Origin of the sequence: Niameybacter sp., assembly GCF_036655075.1 — a bacterium.
In the GTDB taxonomy this organism is placed as follows: Bacteria; Bacillota; Clostridia; order Lachnospirales; family Cellulosilyticaceae; genus Holtiella.
This window is the reverse complement of record NZ_JAVVQU010000070.1, coordinates 1-9,419: the sequence shown is the minus strand read 5'-3', so window position 1 is coordinate 9,419 and position 9,419 is coordinate 1. Positions and strand designations below refer to the sequence as shown.

The 9,419-nt window shown below is 33.2% G+C and carries 10 protein-coding genes, 4 tRNA genes and 1 pseudogene; 11 read left to right on the top strand and 4 right to left on the bottom strand.

The window, feature by feature from the left end:
* Nucleotides 1–59: 59 nt before the first annotated feature.
* Nucleotides 60–143, top strand: a tRNA-Leu gene (locus tag RRY75_RS13300).
* A 246-nt stretch (nucleotides 144–389) separates the two neighbouring features.
* Here the strand turns inward: RRY75_RS13300 and RRY75_RS13295 are convergent.
* Complete coding sequence (locus RRY75_RS13295; protein ID WP_332717209.1) at nucleotides 390–1,136, bottom strand: TIGR03915 family putative DNA repair protein; 747 nt, start codon at nucleotides 1,134–1,136, stop codon at nucleotides 390–392.
* 34 nt (nucleotides 1,137–1,170) lie between these two features.
* Nucleotides 1,171–2,481 (bottom strand): putative DNA modification/repair radical SAM protein, encoded by a 1,311-nt coding sequence (locus RRY75_RS13290; RefSeq protein WP_332717206.1) that lies wholly within the window; start codon nucleotides 2,479–2,481, stop codon nucleotides 1,171–1,173.
* 134 nt (nucleotides 2,482–2,615) lie between these two features.
* Here RRY75_RS13290 and RRY75_RS13285 point away from each other — a divergent pair.
* The 4 genes from RRY75_RS13285 to RRY75_RS13275 all read left to right on the top strand — a co-directional run bounded on the left by RRY75_RS13285 (nucleotide 2,616) and on the right by RRY75_RS13275 (nucleotide 3,704).
* Nucleotides 2,616–2,689, top strand: a tRNA-Arg gene (locus RRY75_RS13285).
* Between the two features lie 448 nt (nucleotides 2,690–3,137).
* Complete coding sequence (locus RRY75_RS13280; RefSeq protein ID WP_332717203.1) at nucleotides 3,138–3,359, top strand: hypothetical protein; 222 nt, start codon at nucleotides 3,138–3,140, stop codon at nucleotides 3,357–3,359.
* A gap of 24 nt (nucleotides 3,360–3,383) precedes the next feature.
* Entirely contained in the window at nucleotides 3,384–3,500 is a 117-nt protein-coding gene (locus tag RRY75_RS14230; RefSeq protein ID WP_334309879.1) for a group II intron maturase-specific domain-containing protein, read from the top strand.
* A 27-nt stretch (nucleotides 3,501–3,527) separates the two neighbouring features.
* Nucleotides 3,528–3,704, top strand: a complete 177-nt coding sequence (locus RRY75_RS13275) for a hypothetical protein (protein WP_332717200.1) — start codon at nucleotides 3,528–3,530, stop codon at nucleotides 3,702–3,704.
* A gap of 123 nt (nucleotides 3,705–3,827) precedes the next feature.
* Here the strand turns inward: RRY75_RS13275 and RRY75_RS13270 are convergent.
* Nucleotides 3,828–4,875, bottom strand: a pseudogene (locus RRY75_RS13270) (IS630 family transposase).
* A gap of 272 nt (nucleotides 4,876–5,147) precedes the next feature.
* On the opposite strand from RRY75_RS13270, the gene RRY75_RS13265 reads away from it, so the two are divergent.
* From RRY75_RS13265 to RRY75_RS13255, 3 genes are read left to right on the top strand one after another with little or no spacing between them, the layout of a single operon-like run.
* Complete coding sequence (locus tag RRY75_RS13265; protein WP_332717197.1) at nucleotides 5,148–5,489, top strand: PadR family transcriptional regulator; 342 nt, start codon at nucleotides 5,148–5,150, stop codon at nucleotides 5,487–5,489.
* Nucleotides 5,482–6,135, top strand: a complete 654-nt coding sequence (locus RRY75_RS13260) for a permease prefix domain 1-containing protein (protein ID WP_332717194.1) — start codon at nucleotides 5,482–5,484, stop codon at nucleotides 6,133–6,135. Before RRY75_RS13265 ends, RRY75_RS13260 begins: the two co-directional genes overlap by 8 nt.
* A gap of 4 nt (nucleotides 6,136–6,139) precedes the next feature.
* The gene (locus RRY75_RS13255; protein ID WP_332717191.1) at nucleotides 6,140–7,087 is read left to right on the top strand and encodes a DUF4097 family beta strand repeat-containing protein; all 948 of its coding nucleotides are present in this window, start codon (nucleotides 6,140–6,142) and stop codon (nucleotides 7,085–7,087) included.
* A 63-nt stretch (nucleotides 7,088–7,150) separates the two neighbouring features.
* Here RRY75_RS13255 and RRY75_RS13250 read toward each other — a convergent pair whose 3' ends face one another.
* Nucleotides 7,151–7,468: a hypothetical protein gene (locus tag RRY75_RS13250; RefSeq protein ID WP_332717188.1), complete on the bottom strand. Its 318-nt coding sequence runs from the start codon at nucleotides 7,466–7,468 to the stop codon at nucleotides 7,151–7,153.
* 342 nt (nucleotides 7,469–7,810) lie between these two features.
* Between RRY75_RS13250 and RRY75_RS13245 the strand changes: the two genes are divergently transcribed.
* The 3 genes from RRY75_RS13245 to RRY75_RS13235 all read left to right on the top strand — a co-directional run bounded on the left by RRY75_RS13245 (nucleotide 7,811) and on the right by RRY75_RS13235 (nucleotide 8,924).
* Nucleotides 7,811–8,707 carry a LysR family transcriptional regulator gene (locus RRY75_RS13245; RefSeq protein WP_332717185.1) on the top strand — a complete coding sequence of 299 codons (897 nt, stop codon included), beginning with the start codon at nucleotides 7,811–7,813 and terminating at the stop codon, nucleotides 8,705–8,707.
* A 52-nt stretch (nucleotides 8,708–8,759) separates the two neighbouring features.
* Nucleotides 8,760–8,833, top strand: a tRNA-Asp gene (locus RRY75_RS13240).
* A gap of 7 nt (nucleotides 8,834–8,840) precedes the next feature.
* Nucleotides 8,841–8,924, top strand: a tRNA-Leu gene (locus RRY75_RS13235).
* Nucleotides 8,925–9,419 lie beyond the last annotated feature (495 nt).

Genomic DNA, 9,419 nt, shown 5'->3' with positions numbered 1-9,419 from the left:
CCGATGGTACTTGTCTGGAGACGGACTGGGAGAGTAGGTGGCTGCCAAATTTTTAATATGCCCGAGTGGCGGAACTGGCAGACGCACAGGACTTAAAATCCTGCGAGCTAACCCTCGTACCGGTTCGATTCCGGTCTCGGGCATAAAAGCTTATACCTTAGGTATAAGCTTTTTTCTTGCAATAGTATAGAGATTAAAACTCTGGGGCTAGAGTAATCTTATTAACACATCAAAAAGAGATATTTGAACTAAGTTCAAATATCTCTTTTTATATATAAAAGAATATTTTAAGAAATTAAAGTTATAGCTTAATCTATTTAAATATACTTATATATACCTCAAAGTAAAAATAAAATAATATGAGTGAAGTTCAGTTTAGTAAGAATACATTATAAAGTAGACATCTCAGCTAGATGCTTCCAATAGCGAGAAGGTACAAAGTTTTTCTGTAAACGAGGATTTACCCTTTCAGGAATAGTGACACTATCATAGAAGGCTTTAAATAAAGGTTGAAAACTATCGTTAGTTTGATAAGAATTAAGGAGTGTATTCTCTTGAGGAAGTAGAAGTCTAAAATAGGTATTAGATTGATTATATATAAGAGCCATGTTTCTTCTTAAATCATGAATAATAAAGTTTTGGTTAGAAAAACGAGTAGTAAAATGATTTTCAATGAGAGGAAGAATACAATGATTGGGTTCAATTTGTGCATAGAAACAAAGAGGAACAATTTCATTAAATCTTACAAATCCGGTAAAGCGATGTGCTTCATGAGAAACTTTACGTATAAGCGTATCTACAAAGAGAATGATATCATTATTTTTAGCTAAGTTAATAGTTATGCCATATTGATAGCAAAGTTTTAAATAGCTAAGTGCTAAGGTAGCACAGTCAGTCGCTTCACTCAGATAGAGATAATATATATTTTTTAAGATAGAATGAGAAAGCTTATGCTGGATGCTCGCATAAACCCGCTCAAATTTATCAAGTTCTGTAGGAATAGTAATAGCTTCAAAAAGCAGATGAGGAATATATTCACTTTGTTTGTTAATACGAACCTCATTTTTTTCTGAATAAGCATAGAAAATGGCAGTTAAAAAACCTTCAAAGCTACCATCGTACAAAAATTCTTTCATTGAATATTTCCTTTCAAAAAATAGTATAGTATATTTAAAGCTCTCCAGTTAACGCAGTAGGCAGATCATTTAATAGTAAAAAAGGTATAGGGGTAGTATCAAATAGACTAAGTTGTTGGCTGGATTGTTCAATGAGATTAAGGTCTAGCTCAGGCTTTATAGCTAGTCGAATTTTTTCCTCATCATAAGATATATTACCATTATATTTACCTTGGCATAAAATGAAGTATTGAGCACGTTTCAAGATAATACGAAGTTTTTTTAAGTCATCAAAAGAAAGAGGAGCAAGTCTACGGCTACTAATAATTTTTTTTGCACCTCGAATGCCTATTCCAGGTACACGGATAAGTAATTCAAATGGTGCAGTATTTACCTCTAGAGGAAATTGATCCATATGACGGAGTGCCCAAGAAGTTTTAGGGTCAAAGTTGATATCAAAATTAGGATGAATAGTATCTAAGAGTTCATGTACTTTAAATCCATAATAGCGTAAGAGCCAGTCTCCTTGGTAAAGACGATGTTCTCGCATAACAGGTGGAGATTTAATAATAGGAAGGTGACTACCTTGGTTAATAGGAATATAGGCAGAGTAATAAACCCTTTTTAAGTCATATTTATTATAAAGCCCTTCACTAAGTTGCATGATTTTCAAGTCACTTTCAGGAGTTGCGCCTACTATGAGTTGTGTACTTTGGCCACCAGGTACAAAGAGTGGTGCATGGCGAAAGGCCTTAAGATTATCTTGATGCTCAATAATATTTGTTCGTATAAGATTCATAGGTTTGAGAATATCATGAGCAGCTTTATTTGGAGCTAAAAGTTTGAGTGATTGAGATGAAGGAAGTTCAATATTGACACTCATACGGTCAGCATAGAGCCCACACTCTTTGATGAGGTCGTCACTTGCACCAGGAATAGCCTTAACATGAATATAGCCTCTAAAGTTATATTCATTTCGGAGTTTACGTAGTATAGCTGTAAGTAATTCCATTGTATGATTTGGATTTTGTATAATAGCAGAACTAAGGAAAAGACCCTCGATATAATTACGTCTGTAAAAGTTAATAGTGAGATTAACGACCTCATCTACTGTAAAGGTAGCTCTAGGTATATCATTTGAATGTCTATTAATACAGTAAGCACAATCATAAACACAATAATTTGTAAGTAAAATTTTAAGTAGAGAAATACACCTGCCATCAGGAGTAAAAGAATGACATATACCACTTGTGTTAGTTGAACCAAGTTTGCCCTTTTCGGGTTTACGATTAGATCCAGATGAAGAGCATGAAACATCATACTTTGCAGCATCTGATAAAATTTCTAATTTTGTTTTTAAATCCATATGCATCACCTAAACTTATTATACAGAACAAATGTTCGAATGTCTAGGGAGATATAAATATTCTAAAATAAAAATACTAAATTCCCTTTACATACGTCAAATTGTATGTTAACCTATTAAGGTGATAAAGATTTGTATCCATAGCTCAGCTGGATAGAGCAACGCCCTTCTAAGGCGTGGGTCCGGGGTTCGAATCCCTGTGGATACGTATTAAAGACTTGCAAGCATATGCTTGCAAGTCTTTTTTTTTGGTGCCCCAGCATGGGCGCAATCTAATGGGTAAAAGTCCCTAGTGCGGGTTAGTAGTGCCAAGCACATAGCCAAGAGCAAGGGTGTCCATTGCGAGGTGGAATCTGAAGGAAGCTGGAGGCAAACTTCTGGTCTGACGAACAGAAATCACATCAGGCATACATGGATTGGGTAAGGTTGCGAAACAAACCAAAGCCCAAAACTACCCGGAAACCCATGGTGTACATGTGACAGATAGATGGAAGGAAAGATTGCGTTCTTGCCTGGGGAGGTCTCATGGACGTATGGAAACAAAGTGTATGAAATACGGTTGAAATAAGATTTGTCATGAGAAGTCAGCAGAGGTCATAGTACGAGATGGGGTTAACACTATCTCGGAAGGACTGAACTTTAGGAGGTGAAAGTCAATGAATGTTACTAAAGAAGGAATTAAATACAGACAACTTCGATTAGAAGACTATTTGCAAATGGTATCTGCAGAACAGAAAGAGTATGCAGAAGCGTATGCTTCTTCAAGGATAACTGAAAACAACATCACCAACATGTCAAAGGGTAATTTGCTAGAGAAAATACTAGATAGAAACAACTTAGACTTCTACCATATCTCAAAGAAAACAACAAAATACTAATCGAGCAAATTAAAGAAGGACAAACTGAAAAGGTACATCAGAGGATGGATTAATTACTTTAAAATAGCAGATATGAAACAATTAATGATCAAAACAGACGAATGGATGCGACGCCGGATAAGAATGGTCTACTGGAAATAATGGAAGAAAATCAAAACGAGATATAGAATGCTTAAACACTATGGAATAGATGAGAGGAAAGTCAAGAAATATGCGAACACAAGAAAAGGCTACTGGAGAATTTCCAATACCCCAATCTTAAGTCGTAGCCTAGATAACCAAACATTGAAAGAACTAGGATACTTATTTTTCGTTGATTATTACAGACAAGTTAGTGTAAACTAAAGAACCGCCGTATACGGAACCATACGTACGGTGGTGTGAGAAGTTGGTAGATAAACTAATTATCTACCAACTTCTCGATGCCCAAATGAGAGAAAATTAACTATATAGAAACAGATTATAATATTACATTTTGATACACAGCCTATCTATCACATCTTGAGGTCTTAAATTTATATGTATTATAAAGTCTTGTACAGCTTTTTTTATCTGATATGTATGTTTGTAAAATACATTGTATATGACGGCGACTTTCAACCATTTCCATAGGCCCTCTATAAGATTAAGTTCAGGGCTATAAGCAGGCAGAAATACTAGTTCCAGCCGTTCTTTGTTTTCTTCTAGAAAAGGTTGGATGAGCTTTGCATGATGAATACGAGCATTATCTAAAACCATAGCAATTTTACCCGTTGGATATAGTTCAAGTGTTTTCTGTTAAAAAGAAAGGAAAACTTTAGCATCATAATGTTTCGTTTGTTGAACATATACCTGACCATTAGCATAGTTAAGAATACCGAGTAACTTAACCCCATTATGCTGACCATACGTAGGTATAATACGTTGTTTTCCTTTGGGAAACCAAGTTTTGCAAAGGGCTGGATAATCTCTAATAAGACTTTCATCGTGAAAAAGAATATGGTTAATTTTTTCTGTCTTCAAGCTTTTTTTAAAACGCTTTTTAAAACCTCAAACTGAGATTTAAATTCATCTTGTTTTTTTTTACTTGCTTTAGCTAATGAATAGGTCGGACTGGTATAACTGAATCCTAATCTAAGCAGCATATCTCGCATACCACCATGCGTATAGGTAATGTCAATGCTTGCTTTACCCATAGGCATATCAATTTCGAATTCCAAGATATATACGGTTCAAGACCTACATCAGATGGCACTTTTGATGTAACAGTTTCTACTAAAATCTGTTCTTGTTCGGGAGTAAGTTTTCTTTGTGCACCAGGAGGTGGCGTCGGTATTAAACCAGCAATACCACATTTTTTATATGCAGTAACATAGGTACCAACAGTATGATTACAACGACCTACAATTTCTGCGATTTGAATATTATAAAAGCCCTTTAGATGTAAAGAAATGACTTGGTAGCGTATTAACATACGTGTTGATTTTGTATTTTTCATAGCATCTTCAATAAACTCAAGTTCAGATAGTTGTGTCATAGTAGATATCCCCTTTAGAGTCAAAGTTATACTACTATTTTAGCAATATACAAGGGCTATCTCATTAGTGGATTATTGGTTGCAAAATATTAATCTGTTTCTATATAGTACTAATAAACAGAATTAAAATTGATAATATATTCCTGAAATTAATATACTAATTTTTAAAATATACATTGACAGGAGAAGTATATAGAAGTAGAATGCATGATGTAATATTAAGAAAAATTTATTGTTTTTAAAAATAACAGAATATTATTAAGGAGGAAAATATGTCTATTGCATCTGATCTTATAAGAGGACATACAGAAACCATTATATTAGCACACTTACTACTACAAGATAGTTATGGATATGAGATTAATAAAGCAATTCAACAGAAGACTAATCAAACCTATGAACTTAAAGAGGCTACTTTGTATTCGGCATTTAGAAGATTAGAAGCTGGTGGATTTATTCAATCTTATTGGGGAGATCAAACAACGGGGGCACGACGTAGATACTATAAAATTACACATCTTGGGAAGGTGCTATTTGAGCAGAATTTAGCAGAATGGGAAGAAGCTAAGAGATTAATAAACCAATTAGTAAAGGTGGGGAATTTGAATGAATAAGAGATTAAAGGACTATATTGACCAGTTGTTTGCACAAGTATCAGATACAACTTATGCGAGAGAGCTTAAGGAAGAAATGCTTATTAATCTTAATGATCGTTATGAAGATTTACTTGTAGAAGGGAAAACAAAAGAAGAGACTTTTACGATTGTAACTTCTAGTATCGGGGATATTAGAGAACTTATTAGTGGCTTAGATGAAACAGCAGTAATCATTACAACTAAGGAGCTTGAAAAGCGTAGAAAAGAAAGTGCTATTTTAAGAAGTATAGCGGTGATGCTTTATATTATAAGTCCAGCTGTATTAATTGCTTTATCTATATTTGATATGTCTATTACAGGCGTAGTACTCTTATTAGTTATTGTGGGGGCAGCAACGGGATTAATTGTATATGATAACTTTAGCAAACCAGAAAGTTTAAGAGAAGATTATAAAGAAAAGAGTAAAAAAGAAAATTTAACTATAGAACAGAAGAAACAAGAAAATATTAAAGAGACTATCCAAGCTATCTTTTGGTTATTAGTAGTAGGCATATACTTATTAATAAGTTTTACATTGGGTATCTGGGAATACTCTTGGATTATCTTTATCATTGCAGCTGCAGTTAACCAAATTATTGAGTTAATATTTGGATTAAGGGAGTGAGCATATGAATCGTAAAACACTTATGAGTATACAAATTACAATATGGTGTTGCATTTTAATTTTCTTAGTAAGTGTATTTGGTTTTGCTATCTATATGAATTTTAATGAAGATAATGTAGATGCATTTGGTATGGGAAATACTGTTGAATATACAGTAAAGGAAAGTAATATCAAGAATATAGATATGAAATTTGTAAGTGAGAAAATACAAGTATATATAGGTGAATATACTGATATTCGCCTTGTACAAAGCACCTCCTATAATATAGGTGAAGCAGATCGACTAAACCTACGAGTAGTGGGAGAAACGGTTACAATTGAAAAGCCAGCATTAAAGCATTTATTTAACTTCATAAACATTTTTAACAAAAGAGAGGCGATTACACTCTATCTTCCACGTAGTTATCAAGAGGGCTTAAACGTAAAAACAGTTTCGGGGAATATTTATTTAGAAGGATTAGAACTAGAGGCATTAGAATGTGATACAACTTCAGGAGAGGTAGAAGTAGAGGATGTAGGTGTAAAAAAAGAATTAGAAATCAACACTGTAAGTGGAGATATTAATTTTAAAGATATTAAAAGTAAGAATATCCATTTTAATACTACTAGTGGAGATATAAAATTAGATGAAATAGTAGTAGAAATGATAGAATGTGGAAGTACAAGTGGTGATATAGAATTTAAAGGTCTAGGTGATTACTTTAAGATGAGTACTACAAGTGGGGAAATAAAAGTTGCTTTAGCAAAAATGTTTAAAGAACTTACAAGTAGTAGTGTATCTGGAGACGTGAAAGTGAGTATACCAGATAATAGTGGTTTCAAATTAAAATATAGTACAACAAGTGGTGACTTAGATAGTGACTTTGATTTAAATCAATCTATTTATAAAGAAAATAATGTTCAGATGACTGTGAGAACAACGTCTGGAGATTTAGACATAGTAAAACAATAATGAAAAGACTGCCATTAATGAGTAGTCTTTTTAATAAACAAAACTAGGAATATTTTCTAGAATTTAAATATGGGATAATTCTTCTAAGATAGCTGAGGCAAGAGGTAAAATCTTGAAGACATCAATGGTCATAAGCTTTTCGATATTTGTGAACTGAGTACTTAGGTGTTGATTAAGACACTTACGAACATTAGATGCAATAACTTCATTCGGCATAATACCCTTAGAAATTGCATCATCAATATATACCTCATAACTATTACATTTCAATAATCTATTTTTATATGAAAGTTTAAATTGAGATTGAGCACGAAGTAAAATACCGCCTTGATCAGTAATAATACCTTGACTAAGGATTTCATCTACTTTGAGTGATTCCAAATTAACTAATCTCATAGTATATGTCCTGTATCCTAGGGAGTTCTTCAACTTCAATCTTTTAATAATACAATGAACTATAAATAGACTATATCTTATATAATTGTACTTATATGTAAATGTATACATTAAATAATAAAAGTCGACAAAACTTATTTGTATCAAATGAATGCTTATATAGAATTTTAAATTCAAAATCTAACTTATACATCAATTTTATTGAGTAATATCAATGTAAACTAGATTGTATATTATAAGTTGTGAATTTAAACTCCTATATTGAATTCAAAATGAAAAAAACATATGATATAAATGGGCTTATGATAAAGAATGAAAGAGGCTAATATGAGTATTAAATTAGATTACTATAAAGTATTTTGTAAGGTAGCAGAGTGTAAGAGTTTTTCTGCTGCCGCCAAAAGGTTATATATGACACAGCCCGCTGTAAGTCAGACAATAATACAACTTGAAAAAGAGTTGGATATTTGCCTTTTTAGACGAGGGGCAAAAGGAGTTGTATTAACTAATGAGGGGAGTAACCTATATGAATATATTCATACTGCGCTTAATCTAATAGAAGTAGGCGAAAAAAAAATAAAAGAATCTTTAGATTTAGTTGTAGGAGAGCTAAAGATAGGGGTAGGAGATACAATATCAAGATTTTTTTTATTACCTTACCTAGAGAAATTTCATGATCAATACCCTAACATTAAGTTGAAGATTATTAATCGTACAACTACTGAACAGTGTGAGCTACTTAAAGCAGGAGAAATAGACTTAGCAATCTGTAATTTGCCTATTGAAGATACAGCACTAGATGTAAAGGAATACTTTTATATTCATGATATTTTTGTTGGAGGAGAAGCTTATAAAAAGTTTAGTAAAAATCCAATAGCATTAGAAGAACTTACTACATTACCTCTCATTTTTCTAGAAAAGAAATCTAACTCGAGGCGGTATGTAGAAAAGTATTTGGAGAAAGAAGGATTAAGGATAAATCCTGAAATTGAACTTGGTTCACATGATTTACTTTTAGAGTTTGCAAGGATTAACTTAGGGATATCCTGTGTGATTAAAGAATTCTCAAAGGAATATTTAGACCAAAAAGGAATTTATGAAATTCGTTTAATGAATCCTATTCCAAGAAGAAGCGTAGGATGTTGCTTCTTAAAAAGTGTACCACTTTCACCTGCATCCTTCGAGTTTTTAAAAATCTTAGAAGAAAGTGAAAAAAATAGTTGATAAGTCTTTACATAAGTCAATTATCATGCTATAATACTTATGAAATAGCGATGGCCCAGTGGTACAGTTGGTTAGCACGCCGCCCTGTCACGGCGGAGGTCGAGGGTTCGAGTCCCTTCTGGGTCGCTTATATGCCCAAGTGGCGGAACTGGCAGACGCACAGGACTTAAAATCCTGCGAGCTTACCCTCGTACCGGTTCGATTCCGGTCTTGGGCATAGGAAATCCTACAACATATGTTGTAGGATTTTTTTTGCTAAAAATTTATTAAAAGATAGCGTTAATCTTAAAAAATCATTTAATCTATGAGGTATGCGTTAGTTATAGTGAGCTAGTGTTCTTATGGGATAATAAGGTGATATTAACGAGCGGCCATTCGGTAATATAGCTTAAAAAATGGCTCTATTATAAAAGAATATTGATACTACCTTGGGCGTGTTTCAATTTAAGTCCTATTAACATTACAACTAAAAAAAGGCCCACTTTCACCTGGGACTTGAAAAATAGTGTGAGGAATTATATTCCAACTACACTATTAAGAGTTAATCTTTATCGTTTGACTAGAGGTGTAATAGCTCTAATGGGGAGGCGTGCTGTTTTTGAGTCAATAACTCTATAGGGCTTTTTCCAACCCGATGTTTTCTACGACTTCGCCTATAAGTTCTTGTATTTAGGTAAAATTGTAGGAGTGGTAAAAAGTTAGTATAGACTGC

Coding starts and splice junctions, on each gene's coding strand:
- RRY75_RS13275 (WP_332717200.1), top strand. CDS start 3,528: ATGCTTAAACACTATGGAATAGATGAGAGGAAAGTCAAGAAATATGCG.
- RRY75_RS13255 (WP_332717191.1), top strand. CDS start 6,140: ATGAATCGTAAAACACTTATGAGTATACAAATTACAATATGGTGTTGC.
- RRY75_RS13295 (WP_332717209.1), bottom strand. CDS start 1,136: ATGAAAGAATTTTTGTACGATGGTAGCTTTGAAGGTTTTTTAACTGCC.
- RRY75_RS13265 (WP_332717197.1), top strand. CDS start 5,148: ATGTCTATTGCATCTGATCTTATAAGAGGACATACAGAAACCATTATA.
- RRY75_RS13290 (WP_332717206.1), bottom strand. CDS start 2,481: ATGGATTTAAAAACAAAATTAGAAATTTTATCAGATGCTGCAAAGTAT.
- RRY75_RS13260 (WP_332717194.1), top strand. CDS start 5,482: ATGAATAAGAGATTAAAGGACTATATTGACCAGTTGTTTGCACAAGTA.
- RRY75_RS13280 (WP_332717203.1), top strand. CDS start 3,138: ATGAATGTTACTAAAGAAGGAATTAAATACAGACAACTTCGATTAGAA.
- RRY75_RS13245 (WP_332717185.1), top strand. CDS start 7,811: ATGAGTATTAAATTAGATTACTATAAAGTATTTTGTAAGGTAGCAGAG.